We start from the raw sequence: 21,931 nt of genomic DNA on the forward strand, positions 1-21,931 counted from the left end.
TCCACATGGGAAAGCTCTACGAACGCATAGACGGCCGCCTTCGCACCTTCATCGAGGAGCAGCCGATCTTCTTCACCGCCACCGCCCCGCTGGCGGGTGACGGTCACGTCAACCTCTCCCCCAAGGGCCGAGCCGGCACCCTCGTCGTCATCGACGAGCAGACGCTCGCCTACCTGGACTTCGGGGGCAGCGGCGCCGAGACCATCGCGCACGTCCGCGAGAACGGCCGCATCACGCTGATGTGGTGCGCCTTCAGCGGACCGCCGAACATCGTGCGCATCCACGGCGACGGCGAGGCCGTCTTCCGCGACGACCCGCGCTGGGACGGGCTCGTCGAGCTGTTCGGGGATGCCGACGGGCCGGCGGCGCGCGCGGTCATCGTCGTCAAGGCCCGCCGGATCGCGGACGTGTGCGGGTACGCCATCCCCTTCATGGAGTACCAGGGCGAGCGCACCCTCCACGCGGAGTACTTCGGCCGCAAGACGGACGAGGAGTTCAACGCGTACTGCGAGAAGAAGGAGTTCATCGGGGTGAGTGTCGACGGCCTGCCTGCGCTGCCACTGCCCCTTCCGCCCCGTACCGTCTGACATGTGCCGCGTACCGCTGTCGCCCTCGCCTCACTGATCGTCACCGGCCTGCTGGCCCAAGGCCCGCACGACCCGCACGAGCCGTACCCCGGTCCCGCGCTGCCCGCCCGGCTCGCCGACACCGGCGGCGGCAGCCAGCTGATCACCGCCGTCGCCCCGGCGCCCGGCTCCACGACGGGGCGCCTGACGTGGTGGGACCGGCGGGCGGGGCACTGGTACGAGGCGGGCAGCGCGCCGGCCCGGTTCGGGGCGAACGGCCTGACCGAGGGCGCCACGCGGACGCAGGGCACGGACACCACCCCGGCCGGGCTGTACGCGCTCCCGTACGCCTTCGGCATCGCGCACGCCCCGGCCGGCACGGCGTACCACTACCGGCGGGTGACTCCCGCTTCCTGGTGGTGCCAGGACAATGCCTCGGGCAGCTACAACCGCTGGGTGGAACCGCTGCCGGCGGACTGCGCGCCGGGCGAGGCGGAGCATCTGACCGCGTACGCGAAGCAGTACGCGCACGCCCTGGTCATCGCCTTCAACTACGAGCAGCCGGTACGGGGCCGGGGCGCGGGCATCTTCCTGCACGTGAACGGCAAGGGGGCGACGGCCGGCTGCGTCTCGGTCCCCGAGGACGCGATGCGCGCGGTCCTGCGCTGGGCGAACCCGCGCAGGCGGCCGCACATCGCGATCGGCACGGAGTCGGGGGCGCTGGCCGTCACCCGGTACTGACGCGCGGGGGCCGAAGCCGGTCCCGGAGGCCGGTCCCGGGAGGCCGGTCCCGGGACCGGTGCCGCGGCGCTGCCACCGCGCTGCCGACGCCCGCTCAGCTCTCCTTCTGCGCCAGCCGCAGCAGGTGGTCGGCCAGCGCCTGGCCGCCCGCCGGGTCGCGGCTGATCAGCATCAGCGTGTCGTCGCCCGCGATCGTGCCGAGGATGGCCTGGAGTTCGGCCTGGTCGATCGCCGAGGCGAGGAACTGGGCCGCACCCGGTGGGGTGCGCAGGACGACGAGGTTCGCGGAGGCCTCCGCCGAGATCAGCAGTTCCCCGGAGAGACGCCGCATGCGCTCCTCCTTCGCCGATTCGCCGAGCGGTGCCTGCGGAGTGCGGAAGCCGCCCTCGCTGGGGACCGCGTAGATCAGCTCGCCGCCCGTGTTGCGGATCTTCACCGCGCCGAGCTCGTCGAGGTCGCGGCTGAGCGTCGCCTGGGTGACGCTCAGCCCGTCATCGGCGAGCAGCTTGGCCAGCTGGCTCTGGGAGCGGACCGGCTGCCGGTTGAGGATGTCCACGATCCGGCGGTGGCGGGCGGTGCGGGTCTGCGGGACGGCCTGTCCGCCGTGCTCGTTGTCCTGCGCCTGACTCATCGTCGTCTCATTCTCCGGATCGGTCCCCGCTGGCTGCGTCGAGGATGCCGGGCAGGGCCCGGAGGAACGCGTCCACCTCGGCCTCGGACAGTACGTAGGGGGGCATCAGCCGTACGACGTCGGGGGCGGGCGCGTTGACCAGGAAGCCGGCGTCCTGAGCCGCCTGCTGCACCTGGGGTGCGAGGGGCTCGGTCAGCACGATACCCAGCAGCAGACCGGCGCCGCGGACGTGGGAGACCAGCCCGTGCCCGGAACCCTCGATTCCGCCGCGCAGCCGCTCGCCGCGTGCCTTGACCTGGTCGAGGAGCCCCTCGGCGGTGATGGTCTCGATGACGGCGAGGCCGGCGGCGCACGCGACGGGGTTGCCGCCGAAGGTGGTGCCGTGCTGGCCGGGCCGGAGCAGGTCGGCCGCGGGGCCGAAGGCGGCCAGTGCGCCGATCGGCAGGCCGCCGCCGAGGCCCTTGGCGAGTGTGACGAGGTCGGGCTCGACGCCCTCGTGGGCCTGGTGCTCGAACCACTGGCCGCACCGGCCGATGCCGGTCTGGACCTCGTCGAGGACGAGCAGGGTGCCGGTGGCCCGGGTGATCTCGCGGGCGGCCGTCAGGTATCCGGCGGGCGGCACGACCACGCCGTTCTCGCCCTGGATCGGCTCGATGACCACGAGCGCGGTCTCCTCGGTGACGGCGGCCCGCAGGGCCTCCACATCGCCGTACGGGACGTGCGTGACGTCTCCGGGCAGGGGCAGGAAGGGGTCCTGCTTCTTGGGCTGGCCGGTGAGCGCGAGGGCGCCCATGGTCCGGCCGTGGAAGCCGCCGTCCGTGGCGACCATGTGGGTCCGCCCGGTCAGCCGGCCGATCTTGAAGGCGGCTTCGACGGCCTCGGCGCCGGAATTGCAGAAGAAGATCTTCCCGGGGCGGCCGAAGAGCTGGAGCAGCCGCTCGCCGAGTGCGATGACCGGCTCGGAGGCGTAGAGGTTGGAGACGTGGCCGAGGGTGGAGACCTGCGCGGTCACGGCCTCGACGATCGCCGGGTGGGCGTGGCCGAGGGCGTTGACCGCGATGCCGCCGACGAAGTCGGTGTACTGCTTGCCGTCCGCGTCCCAGACCTGGGCGCCGGCGCCGCGTACGAGGGCCAGCGCGGGGGTGCCGTAGTTGTCGGTGAGCGCCGCCTTCCAGCGGTCGCCGAACTCCCGGTTGCCGGTGCTGCCGCTCACTGCGCTCCCCCTTGCTGCTCGTCGAGCACGACCATCGTGCCGATTCCCTCGTCGGTGAAGATCTCCAGCAGGATCGAGTGCTGGACCCGCCCGTCGATGACCCGGGCGGTGGTGACGCCGTTGCGCACGGCGTGCAGGCAGCCCTCCATCTTCGGGACCATGCCGCTGGACAGCTCGGGCAGCAGCTTCTCCAGCTCGCTGACGGTGAGCCGGCTGATGACCTCGTCGCTGTTCGGCCAGTCCGCGTAGAGGCCCTCTACGTCGGTGAGGACCATCAGCGTCTCGGCGCCGAGCGCGGCGGCGAGCGCCGCGGCGGCCGTATCGGCGTTCACGTTGTACACGTGGTGGTCGTCGGCGCTGCGCGCGATGGAGGAGATGACCGGGATCCGGCCGTCCGCCAGCAGCGCTTCGATCGCGCCGGTGTCGATGGCGGTGATCTCGCCCACGCGCCCGATGTCGACGAGCTCGCCGTCGATCTCCGGGGTGTGCTTGGTGGCGGTGATCGTGTGGGCGTCCTCGCCCGTCATGCCGACGGCGAGGGGCCCGTGCTGGTTGAGAAGCCCGACCAGCTCGCGCTGGACCTGCCCCGCCAGGACCATCCGTACGACGTCCATCGCCTCGGGCGTGGTGACGCGCAGGCCCGCCTTGAACTCGCTGACCAGACCCTGCCGGTCCAGCTGGGCGCTGATCTGCGGACCGCCGCCGTGCACGACGACCGGCTTGAGGCCCGCCTGGCGCAGGAAGACCACGTCCTGGGCGAAGGCCGCCTTCAGGTCCTCGTCGATCATGGCGTTGCCGCCGAACTTGATCACGACGACCTTGCCGTTGTGGCGGGTCAGCCAGGGCAGGGCCTCGATGAGGATCTCCGCCTTCGGCAGCGCGGTGTGCTTCCGGGCGGTGCTCATGAGGAGTACGCGCTGTTCTCGTGGACGTACTCGGCGGTGAGGTCGTTGGCCCAGATGACCGCCGACTCCGAGCCGGTGGCCAGGTCGGCGGTGATGCGGACCTCGCGGTCCTTCATGCTCACCAGGTCGCGGTCCTCGCCGACCGAGCCGTTCTTGCACACCCAGACGTCGTTGATCGCGACGTTCAGCCGGTCCGGGTCGAAGGCGGCCTTCGTGGTGCCGATCGCCGACAGGACGCGGCCCCAGTTCGGGTCCTCGCCGTGGATGGCGCACTTGAGCAGGTTGTTGCGGGCGATGGACCGGCCGACCTCCACCGCGTCCTCCTCGGTGGCCGCGCCGACCACCTCGATGCGGATGTCCTTGCTGGCGCCCTCGGCGTCGCCGATCAGCTGGCGGGCCAGGTCGTCGCAGACCGCGCGCACGGCTTCGGCGAACGCCTCGTACGCCGGCACCCGGCCGGACGCGCCCGAGGCCAGCAGCAGCACCGTGTCGTTGGTGGACATGCAGCCGTCGGAGTCGACCCGGTCGAAGGTGGTGCGGGTCGCGGAGCGCAGCGCCTTGTCGAGGGTGGCGCTGTCCAGGTCGGCGTCGGTCGTGAGGACCACGAGCATCGTGGCCAGGCCCGGGGCGAGCATGCCCGCGCCCTTGGCCATGCCGCCGACGGTCCAGCCGTCCTGGCTGACGCTGGCCGTCTTGTGCACGGTGTCGGTGGTCTTGATCGCGATGGCGGCGTCCTCGCCGCCGTCGGCGTCGAGCGCGGCGACCGCCGCGTCGATGCCGGGGAGCAGCTTGTCCATGGGGAGCAGGACGCCGATCAGGCCGGTGGACGCGACGGCGATCTCACCGGCGTTGAAGTCCCCGCCCAGGGCCTCGGCGACCTTCTCGGCGGTGGCGTGCGTGTCCTGGAAGCCCTTGGGGCCCGTACAGGCGTTGGCCCCGCCGGAGTTCAGGACCACGGCGCTGACGACGGCGCCGCGCAGGACCTGCTCGGACCAGTGGACGGGCGCGGCCTTGACACGGTTGGAGGTGAAGACTCCCGCGGCGGCCTGGCGCGGGCCGTTGTTGACGACGAGGGCGAGGTCCGGGTTGCCGTTCGTCTTGATTCCGGCGGCGATGCCCGCCGCGCTGAATCCCTGTGCTGCCGTGACCGTCACGGTGCGACTCCGATCGTGGAAAGACCCAGGCCCTCGTGGAGGCCGAGGGCGATGTTCATGCTCTGGACCGCGCCGCCGGCGGTGCCCTTCGTGAGGTTGTCGATGGCGCTGATCGCGATGATCCGCTGCGCGGCCTCGTCGTACGCGACCTGGATCTGAACGGCGTTGGAACCGTAGACGGACGCCGTCGCCGGCCACTGCCCCTCGGGCAGCAGGTGCACGAAGGGCTCGTCCGCGTACGCCTTCTCGTAGGCGGCGCGCACCGCGTCGGCCGTGGTGCCGGGCAGCGCCTTGGCCGAACAGGTGGCGAGGATGCCGCGGGGCATGGGCGCCAGCATCGGCGTGAACGACACGGAGACCGGCGTTCCGGCGACGGGGCTGAGGTTCTGCACCATCTCGGGCGTGTGGCGGTGGCCGCCGCCGACCCCGTAGGGGCTCATGGAGCCCATGACCTCGGAGCCGAGCAGGTGCGGCTTGAGCGCCTTGCCGGCGCCGGAGGTGCCGGTGGCCGCGACGATCACGGCCTCGGGCTCGGCGAGCTGCGCGGCGTAGGCCGGGAAGAGCGCGAGCGAGACGGCGGTCGGATAGCAGCCGGGCACGGCGATGCGCTTGGATCCCGCCAGCGCGACGCGGGCTCCCGGCAGCTCGGGCAGGCCGTAGGGCCAGGTCCCGGCGTGCGGGGCGCCGTAGAACTTGTCCCAGTCGGCGGAGTCCTTGAGCCGGTGGTCGGCGCCCATGTCGACGACGAGCACGTCCTCGCCGAGCTGCGCGGCGACGGCGGCGGACTGCCCGTGGGGCAGGGCCAGAAATACGACGTCGTGCCCGGCGAGCACCTCGGGCGTGGTCGCCTCCAGCGTGCGCCCGGCCAGCGGCACGAGGTGCGGCTGGAGGGAGCCGAGCAGCTGCCCGGCGTTGGAGTTCCCGGTCAGCGCGCCGATCTCGACCTCGGGGTGGGCCAGCAGCAGGCGCAGCACTTCCCCGCCCGCATACCCGCTCGCACCGGCCACCGCTACACGTACCACCATCGGACCCTCCTCCTCGATGGCATGACTATACGTACTACCGCACGTTTATGCAAAGCCATATCGGGGGGTTGAGGGCGGCGTGTGGACGTGCCCACCCTTCCTGATCCTGCGGTCCTGCACCCGGACGTCGCGGCCTGCGGCAGTCTTGCCTCAGCGCTCCGGGCCGAAGCGGAAGGCTGCCTGGACGCCGTCCCCGCTACGCCCTCAGGCTCCGCTTACGGTCTGGGCACGGTTGATCAGCAGTGGAGCAGTATCCCCGCCCGGATCTTCGGGATCGCCGGCTCCACATCGCCGGCCTGCGCGGTCAGCGGCTGGGCGCCCACCGCCGCCACACGCGGACGCACGAACGCGGTCCAAGGCGCCTCGCTCTCGCTGTCATCCACCATCACCCCGCCCGGCAACCGGGTCAACTCGCCGGGCTGGTCAGGACGCAGTTCGGATAATCGTTGTCCGGATCGCCGACGGCGACCCAGAGCTTCAGGACCTTGCCGCGCCTCAAGGCGTCGTAGGAGTCGGGCTTCCGCTCACCCGTTTCGGGGTGAGCGGCGTCGAAGGTCACACCTACGAAGGTTTGCTTCTTGTTGGAGTCTTGCGCCCAGATGCCTGTTCCGGACCCGGTCAAACCCTCGTCCCAGCGGTGGGCGATGCAGACTCTATCGGCGATGAACGTCCCGTCCGGCTTCAGCGTGAGGGTGCCACCGTCGGCATCGGTCCACGTGGTCGCAAGCTCGGCCGGCTTCAGAACGACCGGCTCGCCTTCGGGCGGCGGCATGACGGTGAGCCTGCCGCAGGCCGTCAAGGCGAGAGCTATGGCGAGCAAGATCAGCGCAGTACGACAGGAACGCAACACACCCACCCCTAGCGGGTTCCGCAGGCCGCGTGCGCGACCGATGAGCTCAAGAACGCCTTCCGCACTCTGGCACAGAGTTTGAACACGTTCAAGCCTCAGTCGTCGCGGCCATTCTTCACGAGGCGTGAGGCGGTACGGCAGCGGAGTACCGCAACCGCGGCGGCCGGTCGCGGTCGGGCCGCGAATAGCCCCCATGGATCACCTTCTTCGCGGCACCGAAGAACGAGCCACGCTATCTGGCTCGCGCTCTCCGAACGTTTCACTGCGACCGTGCTGGTTCTTGCAGAGCGCGCCGGGATCAAAGTGGACCGGGCACAGCGGCGTTCGGTGCGGGTCGCCGTCCGCCGGGGGCTGCGGTGCGGGCGGGAGGACCGGTCGGCCATGCCGGCCTCGCCCATGGCGCGGTAGCGGGCGGCCCACCGCTGGGCGGTGGTGGGTGAGACCTGGAAGCGTTCGGCGGCCCGGCGCAGCGGCCAGCCGTCCACGACCACGCAGCGCGCCAGGCGCAGGCGTCCGGTCTCGGTCAGGGGTGCATTACGGTGGGACACGAGGGCCTTTCTGGTCGGTGTAGACGTCGCAATCCACACCGAACCCGGAAGGCCCTCACCCGTTCAAGATCCCTCAGCCGAGACCTGCATCACCCGTCCACAACCTCCCAGGACAGAACACCTAGGCCCGGGTCAGCTGGTGGGGAAGTTGTCGGGAGTGCTGATCCGGCTTTTGATCAGCGCCCCCGATTCGGTCAGCACGCCGCTGCTGCTGTAGTCGCTGCCGTTGCAGGTGCCGGGCTTGAACACCGCACTGCTTTCGGGGGCGTCGGAATAGGTCCAGTTCGCGTAGCCGATTTTCAGCTGATCGAGCAGGTCCAGCCAGGCCGTGGCGCTCGCCCGGTCCATCGCTCCCCCGCCTGTGGCGCTCACCGTTCCGAACTCGGTGACGAAGAGCGGCAGTTGGGAGGCCGCCCGGCTCACCGCGGCGCGGTAGGTGTCCTTGTGGCTCTCGGCGTAGAAGTGGAACGTGTACATGATGTTGGTGGCCTTGACGGGATTGTTGACGACCTCGCTCTCGTTGGAGCCGTCCGAGACGCCGAGGGAGGACCAGCCGCGAGTGCCGACGATGACGACGGCGTCCGGGTCGGCGGCCCGGATCACCGGGATGACCTGCTCGGCGTAGTTCTTGATGGCCGTCCAGCTCACACCGTTGGGCTCATTGGCTATCTCGTAGATCACGTTCTTCTTGTCGGCGTTGCGGGCCGCGACGGACGCGAAGAACGTCTTCGCGCGCTCGAGGTTGTAGTTCGGGTCGCCCGGCGTCAGGGTGTGGAAGTCGATCAACGCGTACATGCCACGCGCCTCGGCCATGTCGACGAGGCTGTTCACCCGGCTGGTGAAGCCCGCCGGGTCGGTCTCATAGCCGCTCTCCTGCACGTACATGGCGATGCGCAGCAGGTCCGAGTTCCAGCCCTTGGCCAGCGCGTCCAGGGAGGCGGTGTCGTAGCACTTGGCGAACCACTGAATGCCGTGAGTGCTCATCCCCCGCAGCTGGATGGGCCGGTTGTACCGGTTGCACAGGTTCACACCGCAGACGTGGAGCTGCCCGTTGATGCTCACGGGAGTGCCGGTACCCGGCGACGGAGTAGGAGTAGGAGTGGGTGTGGGCTCGACGGTGGAGCCGGTGCAGGCGACGCCGTTGAGCGTGAACGCCGTCGGTTTGGGGTTGGCGCCCGTGAAGGTGGCGGTGAGCCCCAGATCGGCGACGGCGCCGGTGGCCAGCGTGCGGTTCCAGTCGAGGTTCACCGCGCTGACTGTGGAGCCGGATTGCGACCAATTGGCGTTCCAGCCCTGGCCCAGTTTCTGCCCCGCATCCGGCAGGCTGAACCTCAACGTCCACCCGGTGACGGCATCGCCCAGGTTGGTGACCTTGACCCCGGCCTGGAAGCCGCCCTGCCACTGGCTGGTGACGGTGTAGTCGACCTTGCAGCCGGCGGCGGCCACCGCCTCGGGGACGGTCAGGGCCGTGAGACCCAGGGCCGCCGTCGCGCAGGTCGCCAGTAGAGCCAAAAAGCGTTTCACGGTGTTCCTCCTCGTACGAAGTGGGGACGGGCCCGTCTCAGGGCCGACCACTCATCGCCGTGCCGGCATCCCGCAGACCCGGTCGTTCAATCTGAAGACCTTCGGATCGTTCACGAGGCCGGCGGACCGGCCGTTGAAGCCGAACTGCACGGTGCCGCCGGGCGCCAGCTTGCTGTTCCAGCTCAGCGCCTCGGCAGTGATCCGGGGGCCGCTCTGCCGGACGTCGGCGCCCCACTGGTCGGTCACCCGCTGCTGGTCGGCGAACGTCCAGTCGAGCTTCCAGGGTGTGATGACCGAAGCGCCGGTGTTCTTCACCACGACCTGGGTGGTGAAACCGCCGCCCCAGCGCTGCGAGGTGTAGGTGACCTCGCACTGCGCCTTCCCGGCCGCACCGCTCCCCAGGTCGTCCACGTAGGACGCGACCCACGCGAGCGGGGCGTTCCAGTTGATGGTGATCTCGTTCGTGGCCCAGGACCCGATGTCGTCGATGTAGCACATCGACGGTGCGCAGCCCTGCAGTTTGGCCTGCGCGACCGGGTCCTGAATGCCGTCGTTCGGACCGCCGGCCAGGGATCCTGGTGCGGGGTTCGGCAGAGCGGGGTCGAGCTGGTGGGACCAGAAACGGTGGTGCTGGTTCTGCGAGTCCCGCTCGCCGTATCCGGTGACGTAGGACTGGTTCAGTGCGTTACGGCCCAGCAGGTAGTCCAGTCCGCGCAGTACGGCGTCACGGTAGACGGTTCGACCGGTCAGGTCGTGCGCCGAGCCGAGGACGACCATGCTGTTGGCGACCTGGCTGTTCGACCCCCATGCGTAGTGCCCGTCACCGGGCGCGTACGGAACGCCGTACGCGGTCCCTGCCGAGTCGGCCGCGTAACCGTCGGCGGCTTCGGTCACCATGCCCCGCACCGTCGTGAGTTGGTCGCCGGACAGCCTGCTCGGCACGGTCGCGAGGTCCAGGGCGCCGAGCCCGGCGACCGCCCCCCATGACATGCCGCCGCGCGGGAAGACCGCGTCGGTGTCACCGTGCAGCGCAGAGCCCAGGACTTCCTGGCGGTACGCGTCCTCGCCGGTGGTGAGGAAGAGCTCCGCCGCCGCCCAGTAGAACTCGTCACGCACGTCGCTGTCGGCGTAGGTGCCACCGCCGGTGCCGTCCTCGGGATCGGCGAGAACGTCCGGGTGGGCCTTGGCCGCCGTCCACGCCGCTCGCGCGGCCGACCGGCACCGCGCGGCGAAGTCCGCGTCGTAGACCTGGAAGAGGCGGGCGCACTGGGCCGCGGTGGCCGCCAGGTTGAGGGTGGCCGCCGTGGTCGGCGGATGCAGTTCCCGGGGCTGGGGGTCACGGTCCGGCCGGGTCGGCAGTCCCGTCCATTCCTTGTCGTGCAGCTTGTGGTGGGCCATACCGGCCAGCGGCTTCCCTGCGGGCACCTGCATCCGCATCAGGAACTCCAGCTCCCAGCGGGCCTCGTCGAGGATGTCGGGAGTGGCGTTGCCGTGTTCGGGGAGCCGGAGTTCACCGTCACCGAGCGGCCCGGCGTCGGCGGTCTCCTCGTACAGGGTCCGTTCGAACGTGGACATCAGCTGGCCGACGGCTATACCGCCGTTGACGACGTACTTGCCGTGGTCGCCGGCGTCGTACCAGCCCCCTGCCGCGTCGAGGCGGTAGTCGCAGACACCTGGCTGGCAGGGCACGTCGTTGTCGCCCTGGTTGGGGCTCACACCCACGTGGCCGGCCGGCCGCGCGTACCGCTCCCCCACGATGTCCGCGTCGATCTCGATACCGCTGCGGTTGTGGTAGAAGTACGCGAGCGCGTCGGTGCGCAGCGACGCGTACAGGTCGTCGCCGATGGCGAACGGCTCGCTCTTCTCCCCGGCGACCGTGACGGTGTAGCCATCCCCCGGCGTCGTGACCGCGCTGAAGTCGAAGGTGTGGACGTTCTGCCGCGAGGCAGTGTCCACGCCCGCCGGAGTGGTGGTGCCGCCGGCCCGGCGCGTCCCGTCGGCCGAGTCGAGCGTCCAGGGCAGCGGCCCGGTCTCGTCGGTGACGAAGGTGCCGCCCTTGGGGCCGTGGGTGAGGTATCCGACCTGGTTGACCCGGACCGGCGATCCGGTGTCCGGTTCGTACGGCGGTGGCGCGGTCCCGCCGCGCAGCGACACGTCATCGACGCAGAAGGTGAGCGCCTCGGCGCTGCCGCCGATCTGGAAGGCGAGTTGAGCGGCCTCGTGGCCGGCTCCGGCCGTGAAGGTCTCGGTGACGCGTTCGGCGGTCGCCCCGACCGGCTGCGTGGTGGAGAGTTCCGTGCTCCAGGGTTCGGTCGCCATCTGCACGTTGGCGCGAATGGTGACCGGCACGGTGGACGTCGCCGTGTAGCTCAAGGTGTATCCCTCGCCCGCGGTGAGGGCGAGCCCGTTCTGCCCGACGATGGCGTCCCAGGCATTCGCCGTGCCTGCGGGGACGTCGGCGCACAGGCGCCCGTCCGAGACCGCGACGGGGCTGTTGGCCGTCGCCCACCAGGGGGCGGTGCCCGCGGAGAAGTCCCCGTTGACGATGACCTCGCGGGCATCGTCGGCGGGTACGGCGGCACTGGCGGGTACGACGAGGCTGCCGGCCAGCAGCCCGGCTGTGGCAGCCGCGCCCAGTAACAGGCTTACCCGTCCGGAGCGGCCCGGTCGGCGGTGGGTACGGGACAGGCGGGGAGAGAGGGGCTGTTGTCGCGGCACACTGAAGTCCTTACGGGAGGGGAAAGGCGCGCAGTGACTGGAGCACCGGCGCGTTGTGTCCGGTGGGGCGGAACGGCGGTGGGAGCGCTCCCAATCTCGGGGGCGCGAGACGCGCCGTCAAGCCGTTGGACAGGATTCGCCGCCGCCGTGGTGTTCACGGGGCACCGCCCGCGACGGGTGGCCGCGTCCGGATCGAACACGGCGACTCTCCGCGCGTACGGGGTCCCTGGCGGTCCGTCGGGACCTGCGGTCCAGCCCCCGTCGGGCCGTAGGATCGGGTGTTCTTGGGGGTGGAACATGCTGAAGCGAAGTTCCGGCACACCGACGCTGGAGGAAGTGGCCGCCCTTGCCGGAGTGGGGCGGGGCACGGTCTCCCGGGTGATCAACGACGCGTCGGGCGTCAAGGCGTCCACACGCCACGCCGTGCAGCGCGCCATCGATGAACTGGGCTACGTGCCCAATCTGGCCGCGCGTTCACTGGCCGGGCGGCGCGCGGGCGCCGTCGCGCTGGTGATGCCGAAGACGGACTGGCGGCTGTTCGGAGAGCCGTTCTTCTCGGAGATCGTGGGGGCGGTCGGGGATGCCCTGAGCGAGGCGGGCGTGCAGCTGCTGCTCACGCTCGTCCGCACGGACGCCGAGCGACAGCGGCTCGTGGAGTACCTGCGCGGCGGCCGGGTCGACGGGGCGCTGTTGATGTCCGTGCGGGCCGAGGACCGGTTGCCGGACATGCTCGCCGACGCCGGGCTGCCCACGGTGCTGCTGGGCAGGCGCTCGGCCGACGAGCGGGTGACCTACGTGGACGCGGACAACGTGGGCGGTGCGCGGGCCGCGGTCGGCCATCTGGTGGGCGGCGGGCGGAAGACCATCGCCGCGATCACGGGCCCGCCCGAGATGTACGTCGCCCAGTGCAGGCTGCGCGGTTACCGGGAAGCGCTGAGTGACGCCGGGCTCGACGAGCTGCCGTCCCTGGTCGTACAGGGCGACTTCACCGAGACCAGCGGGCAGCGGGCGATGGCCGGACTCATCGAGCGGCACCCGGAGATCGACGGCGTCTTCGCCGCCTCGGACAGCATGGCCGCCGGGGCGCTGGCCGCCCTGCATGCGGCGGGGCGCCGGGTGCCGCAGGACGTGGCGGTGGTCGGCTTCGACGACTTCGAGCTGGCCGAGCAGACGGAACCGCCGCTGACGACCGTCCGCCAGCCGATGAAGGAGATCGGCCGCACCATGGTGCGACTGCTGCTGGAGGAAATGGAGCAGCCGGAGGTGGCCTGGCGCCATGTGATCCTGCGGACGCGACTGGTGGTGCGCGAGTCGGCCTGAGCTGTCTTCGCACGCCACGCCGACCGCCGTGACAGCCGGGCCGTTGCCGGGCCGGCCCCGGATTTGGGAGCGCTCCCAAATATGGGCCGAGGTGGGCGCTCCCTCTTCCTTCCGTCCAAGCCCGGCTACTCGCCCGGCACCGAACTGGGCTGGGACGACTTGGATCCCTGGAGCGGCGGCTTCAGGGTTTCTGCCGAGGTCATGAACCACGGCACGACGGCGCGCGATGGCTGGGCCGTGAAGTGGACGCCCGGGGCGGGCACCAAGGGCGGCAACGACTTTCCGGCCGGCTCGATCAGCTGCCTCACCCGGGAGCCGCTGCCGCTGACGGAAGCAGCGCCGGTTTCCGCATCGTGCGGGAATCGGCGCCGCCCTGCCTCCGGGCCCGGGCGTCAGCGGCCTCGAGACCGGCCCTTCGGGCAGCGTCCCGGGCGCGGCCGCAGGCGTACCAGGTCCTCGATCACCCCGCGCGACAGCGTCTCACCGTGACCGAAGCCACACCGGCAGCCGTCCGCTGCCGGAGCGCGAGGTCGGGGAACGCGTCTACTTCTCGTTCTTCTCCGGCTTCTCGGCCTTGTTCGCCTTCTCGGCCTGCATCTGCTTGATGCGGACGCTCTCCTTGCGGACATCGGCCTGGGTGGCGCGCTCCTTCTCGAGCCACTCCGGCATCTCCGCCTTCAGGGCCTCGATCTGCTCGGTGGTGAGCGCCTCGGTGACCCCGCCGCGCGCCAGGCCGGAGATGGAGATCCCGAGCTTCGCCGCGACGACCGGACGGGGGTGCGGGCCGTTGTTCCGGAGGTCCTGCAGCCACTGGGGCGGCTCGGCCTGGAGGGCGGCCAGCTCGGTGCGCGAGACGACACCCTCCTGGAACTCTGCGGGGGTGGCCTCTAGGTACACACCCAGCTTCTTCGCCGCGGTCGCGGGCTTCATGGTCTGGGCGTTCTGCTGCGACGTCATGGTGTCAAGGGTATAGAGCGTGTGCGCCCCCTCCGACCACGGCCGGTAATCTGGCCGGGTGACAGACTCCCAGACTCCCCCGTCGTTCAAGCTCGCTTACGTCCCCGGGGTGACGCCCACCAAGTGGGTGCGGGTCTGGAAGGAGCGGCTGCCCGACGTCCCGCTGACCCTCGTCCCGGTCGACCCCGCCGAGGCGCCCGCCCTGCTGCGCGGCGGCGGCGCGGACGCCGGTTTCGTCCGGCTCCCGATCGACCGTACGGACCTCAGCGCGATCCCGCTCTACACCGAGACCACGGTCGTCGTGATCCCGAAGGACCACCTCGTGGCGGCGGCCGAAGAGGTGTCGGTCGCGGATCTGGCCGACGAGATCGTGCTCCACCCGCTCGACGACACCCTCGACTGGGAGCAGCTGCCGGGCAAGCCCGCGCTACAGCGCCCCGAGACGACGGCCGACGCGATCGAACTGGTGGCGGCGGGCATCGGCGTCCTGGCCGTGCCGCAGTCCCTCGCGCGGCTGCACCACCGCAAGGACCTCACGTACCGGACCCTCGTGGACGCCCCGGCCTCGCGCATCGCGCTGTCGTGGCCGGAGGAGGAGACCACCCCGGACCTGGTGGAGGAGTTCATCGGGATCGTGCGCGGGCGGACCGTCAACAGCTCGCGCGGCCGCGGCCGTACCCAGCCCGAGCCCGAGCCGAAGAAGGCGAAGCCGCAGCGCAAGCCGGCCCCCCGCTCGGGCGGCAAGCCGACGGCCAAGAACCCGCGCGGCGGCGCCCCCAAGGGCGGCAAGGCCACCCCCAAGTCCACCGGCAAGCGCGGCAAGCCCCGCGGCCGCTAGTGCCGCGTCAGGCAACGTTTGCCCGTCAAGGAGCGGCGTCCGGTGCGTGCTCTCGGCGTGCCGGCCGGAAGCCCTCGTACTGGACGCACTTGGGCTTTCGGCCGGTGCGGCGAGAGTGCGTGCCGGACGCCGCGACGGGGCGAACGTTGCCTGACGCGGCACTAGCGCCGTGGTGGACCGTGATGCCGAGATAGCCGCTCGCGTCCGGGAGCTGGACACGGATGCGGCCGGAGAGGCCGAGGAGGCGCAGCACGCGCTGATCCGGCTCGGCCCGCGCGTCCTGGACCAGCTGATCGCGGCCGTACCCGGCATGGGCGCCTTCGGGCAACTCTGCGCCATCGAGGTCTTCAACGCCCTGAAGGACCCCCGGCCCGGCGAGGTCCTGACCGGCCTGCTGGACAGCGCCGCGATCGCGGCTCCGGTTCCCGCCCTGGCTCCACCATCGTGGCGCGCATCGACTGGGTCGCCGCCTCGGACGTGGGCGGCTCCGGCTACGACGCCTCGCGCCCGATCCCCTCTGGTCCCCGTGATCCCCGCCGACCCCCGGGTGATCCCCGTGATCCCCGTGATCCCCGCTGATGTGTGGTCCACCGTGGTTCGGCGAGCCCCACGTTCACCCCGCGAGCGCACCCACCACCATGCACCCGAAGAGCAGTCCCGCCACCGTCGCCACCAGGCACGCGAGGCCCGACAGGGCCGAGGCGGCGAGCCGGTGGCGGCGCGGGTCGGCGAAGGCCGCGAGCGGCAGGAGCAGGGCCGAGGGGAGGAAGATGAAGAGGCCGAGGTAGACCCCGAGGACGGAGGACACCAGCAGGAGGAGCCCGGTGGTCCCGCAGGCCGCCGCGAAGGCCGGCCGGCTCCGGCGGAAGGCCAGCGGGGCCGCGGCCAGCAGGGTGAAGCCACCGAGGAGCGGGAACAGCATGCCCCCCTCTCGGAGCATCAGCAGCGCGGGGGCCGCCGGCAGGAGGACCGCGGTCAGCGCGATCTTGTTCTGCCACGGGTGGACGGCCCGTACCTGCGTCGCCGCGATGTGCGCCATGGCCGTCGCCCCTGACCTTTGCCCTCGAACCCAGCGTGTTGAACGCGTTCAACATAGCGGCATTCGTCCGCACGAGCGGCGCCGGGCGGGCATTGCGTCCGTCACACACCCCCCACCCCGCCGCGGCCCACGCTCGCCACGGCCCCCGCGGCCGGGCCGGCGAAGCGGGGCAGGCCCCGGCGGGTCCGCTACCCCAGCGGGTGCCGGACTCAGACGTTCGGCTCCACGTAGACCGCGTATCCCTGTTCCGGTTCGCAGCGGACCGGGGACAGGGCTCCCGGCACGTGGACCGGCCCCGCGGTGTCGAAGGGGAGGCCGGTCCACTCGCGCCACTGCGCCACGGAGCCGGTGATCGTCATCGACAGCGGGGCCACCGAGTCGATGGTGGCGCCCGCCCGCACGTGGACCCGTAGCCACGGGTCGTGCGGGAGGCCGTCCTCGCGGGTGCGGTACGCGTACTCGTGGATCGAGGCGTCCGGCTCGGCCGGCTTTCCGCTGGGCCGGACCGGGGCCACGACCTCGTGGAAACCGCGCGCGCGGGCCGTCTCGCGCAGTGCGGCGAGCATCCGCCCCGACAGCCCCTCGCCCTGCCGGTCCGGCCGGACGCTGATCTCGATGGCGCTGACCGTGTCGGGGGCCACCCCGCGCCGCAGGTCCGAGAAGGCCCACATCAGGACCCGGTCCCAGCCCTGCGCCGGCAACTGCCCGTCACGGCCGGGCGCGTGGAGGGCGAACGGCACACTGAACGCCTTGGCGACGACCTCGCCGGTGGCTCCGTCGGTCGCGACGAAGACGTACTCCGGGAGTTCGGCCACCATGCGCGGGTACAGCAGCCAGGCGAGTGCGTCCTGCGTGGCGAACTCGGGCCACGAATCCGCCATGCCCCAGAGCGCATCGGTCAGCTCGGGCCGCTCCGCGAGCGTGGTGATCCGGATGCCGACGTCCACACCGCTCGCACCGCCCACACCACCGGGGCCACCCACACCACCGGGTGCGCTCGCACCGCTCGCACCGTTCATGCTCGCAGGCTATGTGCGGCCCGGCCGCCCCTCAACCGGGTTTAGGCGGGGGCCTGGAGGGACAGGTGCCAGTGCCTCGGCCAGCCCGCCAGAGTGACCGTGGACAAGGGCCGCACGTCCACGTTCCAGTAGGTCGTCGGCGGCGCGTTCAACGCGTACACGAGCGCCGCCCTGACCACCGAGGGCTCCGCCACCGCCAGGATCGCTCCCCCGTCGTCCGCCGGCCGGGTGTCGAGCCAGCCGCCGATCCGGGCGATGAAGGCGAGCAGGGATTCCCCGCCGTGCGGCGCGGCGCGCGGGTCGGCGAGCCAGAGGTCCAGGGCAGCGGGCTCCCTCGCGGCCACCTCCCCCAGGGTCAGCCCGCGCCAGCGGCCCATGTCGCACTCGCGCAGCGCGGGTTGCGCGAGCGGCGCGTACCCGAGGGCCGCGCCGGTGGCCCGGCTGCGGGTGGTCGGCGAGCAGTAGCGCAGGTCGGCCGAGCCCAGCGGTACGAGCCCGCGCGCGGCGGACTCCACCGCGCGCCAGCCGTCCACGTCGATGGGGCGGTCGTCGTCGAAGCGCTCGGCGAGCAGCGGGGTACTACGGGCTGCTGCGACTAGCGAAACCCGAACATGCATGCGGCGATGGTGAGCCGCGTGTCGCACGGGGTCAAGCCTCTGTGCGAACCCCGCCGCCGATGCCCGACCGCATCCGCCGCACCGCCTCGGTGAGCTCGCCCGTACCGGCCACCCCGGCGAAACTCAGCCGGACGTACGCGGCCGGCGGTTCCGCGCAGAAGAACGGCCGGCCCGGCGCGACCTGCACCCCGGCGCGCAGCGCGGCCGCGGCGAAGGCCGTGTCGTCGAGGCCCCCGCCGGGCCTGACCCACAAGAGGTTGCCGCCGCGTGGCGCGGGGGGCACCTCCAGCTCCGGCAGCTCGCGCCGCAGCGCACCCGCCAGGACGTCCCGCCGGTGGCGCAGCTCGGCGGCGACGGCCCTGAGGTGGCGCGGCCAGGAGGGCGCGCCGACCAGTTCCAGGGCGGTCTCCTGGAGCGGCCGCGGCACGAAGAAGCTGTCCACGACCTGGATGGCGCGCAGCCGGTCCCGCACGGGGCCCCGGGCGGTCAGCGCGCCCACCCGCAGGCTGGGCGAGGTGACCTTGGTCAGCGACCGCACGTGCACGACGACCCCGTCGGTGTCCTGGGCGGCGAGGGTCGCGGGCAGCGGTCCGGCGTCCTCGTGGGCCAGGGCCCGCGCGTAGTCGTCCTCCACCACGAAGGCCCCGGCGGCGCGCGCGATCCGCAGCACCTCGCCGCGCCGCGCGTCGGACAGCACCGCCCCGGTCGGGTTCTGGAACAGCGGCTGGCATACGAACACCCGCGCCCCGGTCGCTTCGAAGGCGGCGGCCAGCAGGTCCGGCCGGACCCCGTCCTCGTCCACGGGGACGGGCACGGGCCGGCATCCGGCGGCGCGGGCGATGGCCAGCAGCCCCGGGTAGGTCGGGGATTCGACGAGGATCGGCGCCCCGGGCGGGGCGAGGGCCCGCAGGGCGGTGGTGAGGGCGCTCTGCCCGCCGGCGGTGACCAGGACGTCCGCGGCCCCGACGGTGCCGCCCGGCCCGCCGATCTCCCGCGCGAACCAGTCCCTCAGCTCCGCCAGCCCCTCCACGGGCGGCCGTCCCCACGCGCCGGGCCGGCGCCCGGCGCGGGCGAGGGCCGCGGCCATGGCCCGCTCGGGCTGGAGCGTGGGGTGCATGTAGCCGCCGTTGAGCTCGATGACCCCGGTCGGCGGCGGGGTGAGGGTGACGAGCACGCCGGAGGCGTCGACCGAGCGCGGGACCACGTCGCCCGCGCCTTCGGCGCTCAGGGCGACGGCCTGCCACGAGGTGTCTCCGGGCTCGGGCGCGGGGGTACGGGGCTGCGCCCGGAAGACGCCGGCTCCGGGGCGGGTGGTCACCAGGCCTTCGGCGGCGAGCTGGGCGAGGGCCCGGGAGACGGTGACGGGGCTGACGCGGAAGCGCTCGACGAGAGCCCGGCTGGACGGGAGCTTTCCACCCACCGGATAGCGGCTCAGCTCGGGCCTGAGGGATTCTGCCAGTTCAGCCACGCTGCTACGCTCGTACATGAGAGCAAAGAGTAGCGCTATCCCCCCTGCCGCGATAGCGGTTCGCGGCTCGGCCCAGGGCCCGTCTCAGGACCGGGCTCCCGCTCCGGCCCCGGCTTCGGTCCAGGCCCAGGCCCAGGCCCCGGCTTCGGTCCAGGCCCCGGCCCAGGCTCCGGCTCAGACCCCGGCCCCGGATGCGGCCCAGGCCACCGCCCGCGGATCCGCGCTCCGCGCACGCACCCGCCGGTTCGGTGGAGGCACCGTCCTCGCCTCGGCCGGCGTCATCGCCTTCTCGCTGACCTTTCCCGGCACCGCCTGGGGCCTGGAGAGCTTCGGCCCCTGGTCCCTGTTCGGCCTGCGCTGCCTGCTCGCGGGCCTGGTCGCCGGCGGCTTCCTGCTGGCCCTGCGCGTCCCGCTCCCCGACCGCGCGCACTGGGCGGGCCTCGTGGTCGTCGCGGGCGGCGTGGTGGTCGGCTTCCCGCTGCTCACCACCCTCGCGCTGCAGACCTCCACCACCTCGCACGCCGCCGTGGTGGTCGGCCTGCTGCCGCTGACCACCGCGGTGGTGTCCTCGCTGCGCACCGGGGCCCGGCCGTCGCGGCGGTTCTGGGCCGCGGCCGTCGCGGGAGCGGTCATCGTCCTCGGCTTCACGCTGGCGCAGAGCGGCGGCTCCCTCTCGGCCGGCGACGCCTTCCTCTTCGCCGCGCTCCTGGTGTGCGCGGCCGGGTACACCGAGGGCGGCCGCCTGGCCCGGGTGATGCCCGGCTGGCGGGTGATCGCCTGGGCTCTGGTGCTGTGCCTGCCGATCGGCCTGGCCGGCTCGCTGCTCGGGCTCGCGCACGAACCGGCCCACGTCACCGTTCAGGGACTGGCCGGACTGGTGTGGGTGGCGGCCGGCTCCTCGTTCCTCGGCCTGTACGTCTGGTACCGGGGCATGGCCGAGATCGGCGCGGCCCGCGCGAGCCAGCTCCAGCTCGCGCAGCCGCTGCTGACCCTGGGGTGGGCGGCGGTCCTGCTCGGCGAGCACATCTCCCCCGCCGCACCCGTCGCCGCCTGCGCGGTACTCGTCTGCATCGCCGTGACCCAACGGGTCAAATAGTGCCGGAACGACCTAAACTGCTAGCACCGGATCGGACTGCCACCTAGGAGGTCAGCATGCGCGCGACCGAGGGCGATCAGCTGGTTCAGCACGGCAGGATCGTGGGCCAGCACGACAAGGTCGGAGAGATCACGCAGGTCCTGGGAGAGAACGGCACGCCTCCCTACCGGGTCCGCTTCACGGATGGGCACGAGGCCGTCATGTCCCCCGGGCCCGACTGCGTCGTGAAGCACCCCGTCGACGACCACTGAGTCAGCGGGGCGGCACCGCCGCCACCGTCGGGTAGTGGTCGGCCACCACCGTGGCCATCGCCCCGTTGGGGTCCGCGACCACCTGCTTCGCCGAGAAGTAGGCGTGGCCGCGGACCTCCGGGTAGCCGCGGGCGAAGCGCACGTGCCGCGACAGCTCCCGCGGATCGCGCCAGGCGGCGGTGGAGCTCCGCGGATCGCAGCGGTAGAGCGCCTCCCCCACGTAGAGCTGGACGCGGGTGCCGGCGACGGCGCTCGCCCACCAGGGGACGAGCGCCGCGTAGTCGGCGGTCGGGTGGCCGATCTGCCAGTACACCTGCGGCACGATGTAGTCGATCCAGCCCTCGCGCACCCACTTGCGCGTGTCCGCGTACAGGTCGTCGTACGTGGTGGCGCCCGCCCGCGTCGGCGAACCGAGCGGATCGCGGTCGGAGTTGCGCCAGACCGCGAAGGGGCTGACGCCGAAGCGCGTGGCCGGGCGCAGCGCCCGTAGCCGCTCGGACATCTCGCGGACCAGGGTGTCCGTGTTGTGGCGGCGCCAGTCGGCTCGGGTGGCGAAGGAGCGGCCGTACCGCTCGTACGCGGCGTCGTCGTCGAAGTCGCGGCCCTCGACGGGGTACGGGTAGAAGTAGTCGTCCCAGTGGACCCCGTCGACGGGGTAGCGGGCGACGGCGTCGAGCATGGCGTCCTGTACGAAGCGGCGGACCTCGGGCAGCCCGGGGTTGTAGTAGAGCTTCCCGCCGTAGGCCACGGTCCAACCGCGGTTGCGGCGGGCCGGGTGGCCCGGGGAGAGCAGGCCCGGGTCGGTGTGGTTGGCCACGCGGTACGGGTTGAACCAGGCGTGCAGCTGGAGCCCCCGGGCGTGCGCCTCGCTCACGGCGGTGCCGAGCGGGTCCCAGCCGGGGTCGACCCCTTGTTCGCCGGTCAGCCACTGGGACCACGGTTCGCGCGCCGAGGGCCACATGGCGTCGGCGGTGGGCCGGACCTGGAGGATCACCACGTTGAGGCGGCGGGAGACGGCGGTGTCGAGGAGGGCCAGCAGCTCGGCGCGCTGATCGTCCGCGGCGAGTCCGCTCCGCGAGGGCCAGTCCACGTTCTGCACGGAGGCGACCCACATCCCGCGGAACTCGGCCTTGGCCGCCCCGCCGGCCCCGGCCGCCGCCGCCCGCGGAGCGGCCGGCCCCTTCGCCCGCGCCTCGTTCGCCCCGGCCCCCTTCGCCGGGGCCCCGTTCGCCCCGGCCCCGTCGGCCGGGGCTCCGCTCGCCCTGACCGCTTTCGCGGGGGCGGCCGTAGCCACCGCGGCCAGCACCCCCGCCGCGCCGGTGAGCACCCCCCGCCTCCCGATGTACGCCATGTGACGCCTCCGCTCCGTTCGGTGACATTGCCTCGTGTCCGCCCAGCATGCCCGCCCCGGCCCGACATGCCGGGCAACGACGGGGGTAACGTCGGGGGGC

The 21,931-nt window shown here is 72.3% G+C and carries 22 protein-coding genes and 2 pseudogenes; 7 read left to right on the forward strand and 17 right to left on the reverse strand.

Going from position 1 to position 21,931, the window contains the following annotated elements; translation table 11 throughout:
- Nucleotides 1-5 precede the first annotated feature (5 nt).
- Nucleotides 6-587 (forward strand): pyridoxamine 5'-phosphate oxidase family protein, encoded by a 582-nt coding sequence (locus J7E97_RS02730; RefSeq protein WP_215021791.1) that lies wholly within the window; start codon nt 6-8, stop codon nt 585-587.
- 33 nt (nt 588-620) lie between these two features.
- Nucleotides 621-1,307, forward strand: coding sequence for a L,D-transpeptidase (locus tag J7E97_RS02735; protein WP_251053688.1), 687 nt, complete (start codon nt 621-623; stop codon nt 1,305-1,307).
- Nucleotides 1,308-1,401: 94 nt separating this feature from the next.
- Here the strand turns inward: J7E97_RS02735 and J7E97_RS02740 are convergent, their stop codons facing one another.
- The 7 genes from J7E97_RS02740 to J7E97_RS02770 all read right to left on the reverse strand — a co-directional run bounded on the left by J7E97_RS02740 (nt 1,402) and on the right by J7E97_RS02770 (nt 7,007).
- Nucleotides 1,402-1,938: an arginine repressor gene (locus J7E97_RS02740; RefSeq protein WP_215021795.1), complete on the reverse strand. Its 537-nt coding sequence runs from the start codon at nt 1,936-1,938 to the stop codon at nt 1,402-1,404.
- Nucleotides 1,939-1,945: 7 nt separating this feature from the next.
- Nucleotides 1,946-3,151, reverse strand: a complete 1,206-nt coding sequence (locus tag J7E97_RS02745; RefSeq protein WP_215021798.1) for an acetylornithine transaminase — start codon at nt 3,149-3,151, stop codon at nt 1,946-1,948.
- Nucleotides 3,148-4,056 carry an acetylglutamate kinase gene (gene argB / locus J7E97_RS02750; RefSeq protein ID WP_215021801.1) on the reverse strand — a complete coding sequence of 303 codons (909 nt, stop codon included), beginning with the start codon at nt 4,054-4,056 and terminating at the stop codon, nt 3,148-3,150. The genes J7E97_RS02745 and argB overlap by 4 nt, the downstream gene beginning before the upstream one ends.
- Entirely contained in the window at nt 4,053-5,210 is a 1,158-nt protein-coding gene (argJ, locus tag J7E97_RS02755) for a bifunctional glutamate N-acetyltransferase/amino-acid acetyltransferase ArgJ (RefSeq protein ID WP_215021803.1), read from the reverse strand. The genes argB and argJ overlap by 4 nt, the downstream gene beginning before the upstream one ends.
- A complete protein-coding gene (argC, locus tag J7E97_RS02760) occupies nt 5,207-6,235 on the reverse strand; it encodes an N-acetyl-gamma-glutamyl-phosphate reductase (protein WP_215021806.1) in 1,029 nt (342 codons plus the stop codon). The genes argJ and argC overlap by 4 nt, the downstream gene beginning before the upstream one ends.
- 236 nt (nt 6,236-6,471) lie before the next feature.
- On the reverse strand, nt 6,472-6,621 hold the full coding sequence (locus J7E97_RS02765) for a hypothetical protein (protein WP_215021808.1): 150 nt from the start codon (nt 6,619-6,621) through the stop codon (nt 6,472-6,474).
- Nucleotides 6,622-6,641: 20 nt separating this feature from the next.
- Nucleotides 6,642-7,007, reverse strand: a complete 366-nt coding sequence (locus tag J7E97_RS02770) for a hypothetical protein (protein WP_215021811.1) — start codon at nt 7,005-7,007, stop codon at nt 6,642-6,644.
- Between the two features lie 285 nt (nt 7,008-7,292).
- Here J7E97_RS02770 and J7E97_RS35480 point away from each other — a divergent pair.
- Nucleotides 7,293-7,394 (forward strand): annotated as a pseudogene (locus tag J7E97_RS35480) (DUF6086 family protein); the annotation flags it as partial.
- Here the strand turns inward: J7E97_RS35480 and J7E97_RS02775 are convergent.
- The 3 genes and pseudogenes from J7E97_RS02775 to J7E97_RS02785 form a co-directional block, all read right to left on the reverse strand.
- Nucleotides 7,373-7,633 (reverse strand): annotated as a pseudogene (locus J7E97_RS02775) (leucine zipper domain-containing protein); the annotation flags it as partial. The pseudogenes J7E97_RS35480 and J7E97_RS02775 sit on opposite strands and share 22 nt — an antisense overlap.
- Before the next feature lie 132 nt (nt 7,634-7,765).
- Nucleotides 7,766-9,157 (reverse strand): cellulase family glycosylhydrolase, encoded by a 1,392-nt coding sequence (locus J7E97_RS02780; RefSeq protein ID WP_215021814.1) that lies wholly within the window; start codon nt 9,155-9,157, stop codon nt 7,766-7,768.
- A gap of 51 nt (nt 9,158-9,208) precedes the next feature.
- The gene (locus tag J7E97_RS02785; protein ID WP_374224104.1) at nt 9,209-11,800 is read right to left on the reverse strand and encodes a glycoside hydrolase family 9 protein; all 2,592 of its coding nucleotides are present in this window, start codon (nt 11,798-11,800) and stop codon (nt 9,209-9,211) included.
- Between the two features lie 372 nt (nt 11,801-12,172).
- On the opposite strand from J7E97_RS02785, the gene J7E97_RS02790 reads away from it, so the two are divergent.
- Nucleotides 12,173-13,195, forward strand: coding sequence for a LacI family DNA-binding transcriptional regulator (locus J7E97_RS02790; RefSeq protein WP_215021817.1), 1,023 nt, complete (start codon nt 12,173-12,175; stop codon nt 13,193-13,195).
- Between the two features lie 543 nt (nt 13,196-13,738).
- Here the strand turns inward: J7E97_RS02790 and J7E97_RS02795 are convergent.
- On the reverse strand, nt 13,739-14,152 hold the full coding sequence (locus J7E97_RS02795; RefSeq protein WP_215021820.1) for a DUF5997 family protein: 414 nt from the start codon (nt 14,150-14,152) through the stop codon (nt 13,739-13,741).
- Nucleotides 14,153-14,210: 58 nt separating this feature from the next.
- Here J7E97_RS02795 and J7E97_RS02800 point away from each other — a divergent pair, with 58 nt between their 5' ends.
- The gene (locus J7E97_RS02800) at nt 14,211-14,990 is read left to right on the forward strand and encodes a LysR substrate-binding domain-containing protein (protein WP_215021823.1); all 780 of its coding nucleotides are present in this window, start codon (nt 14,211-14,213) and stop codon (nt 14,988-14,990) included.
- 25 nt (nt 14,991-15,015) lie between these two features.
- Here the strand turns inward: J7E97_RS02800 and J7E97_RS02805 are convergent, their stop codons facing one another.
- From J7E97_RS02805 to J7E97_RS02825, 5 genes are all read right to left on the reverse strand, one after another.
- The gene (locus tag J7E97_RS02805) at nt 15,016-15,318 is read right to left on the reverse strand and encodes a hypothetical protein (RefSeq protein WP_215021826.1); all 303 of its coding nucleotides are present in this window, start codon (nt 15,316-15,318) and stop codon (nt 15,016-15,018) included.
- A 285-nt stretch (nt 15,319-15,603) separates the two neighbouring features.
- Complete coding sequence (locus J7E97_RS02810) at nt 15,604-16,029, reverse strand: hypothetical protein (RefSeq protein ID WP_215021829.1); 426 nt, start codon at nt 16,027-16,029, stop codon at nt 15,604-15,606.
- 209 nt (nt 16,030-16,238) lie between these two features.
- Entirely contained in the window at nt 16,239-16,910 is a 672-nt protein-coding gene (locus J7E97_RS02815) for a GNAT family N-acetyltransferase (RefSeq protein WP_251053691.1), read from the reverse strand.
- Nucleotides 16,911-17,089: 179 nt separating this feature from the next.
- On the reverse strand, nt 17,090-17,665 hold the full coding sequence (locus J7E97_RS02820) for a histidine phosphatase family protein (RefSeq protein WP_215021832.1): 576 nt from the start codon (nt 17,663-17,665) through the stop codon (nt 17,090-17,092).
- Nucleotides 17,666-17,696: 31 nt separating this feature from the next.
- Nucleotides 17,697-19,151, reverse strand: a complete 1,455-nt coding sequence (locus tag J7E97_RS02825) for a PLP-dependent aminotransferase family protein (protein WP_215021835.1) — start codon at nt 19,149-19,151, stop codon at nt 17,697-17,699.
- Between J7E97_RS02825 and J7E97_RS02830 the strand changes: the two genes are divergently transcribed.
- Both J7E97_RS02830 and J7E97_RS02835 read left to right on the forward strand, forming a co-directional pair.
- On the forward strand, nt 19,150-20,229 hold the full coding sequence (locus J7E97_RS02830) for a DMT family transporter (protein ID WP_215021839.1): 1,080 nt from the start codon (nt 19,150-19,152) through the stop codon (nt 20,227-20,229). The two genes, J7E97_RS02825 and J7E97_RS02830, sit on opposite strands and share 2 nt — an antisense overlap.
- Nucleotides 20,230-20,285: 56 nt before the next feature.
- Entirely contained in the window at nt 20,286-20,480 is a 195-nt protein-coding gene (locus J7E97_RS02835; protein ID WP_215021842.1) for a DUF1918 domain-containing protein, read from the forward strand.
- A gap of 1 nt (nt 20,481) precedes the next feature.
- On the opposite strand, the gene J7E97_RS02840 is transcribed toward J7E97_RS02835, so the two are convergent.
- Nucleotides 20,482-21,831, reverse strand: a complete 1,350-nt coding sequence (locus J7E97_RS02840) for a glycoside hydrolase family 10 protein (protein ID WP_215021845.1) — start codon at nt 21,829-21,831, stop codon at nt 20,482-20,484.
- Nucleotides 21,832-21,931 lie beyond the last annotated feature (100 nt).

Source organism: Streptomyces sp. ISL-66 (assembly GCF_018614135.1).
Classification (GTDB): domain Bacteria; phylum Actinomycetota; class Actinomycetes; order Streptomycetales; family Streptomycetaceae; genus Streptomyces.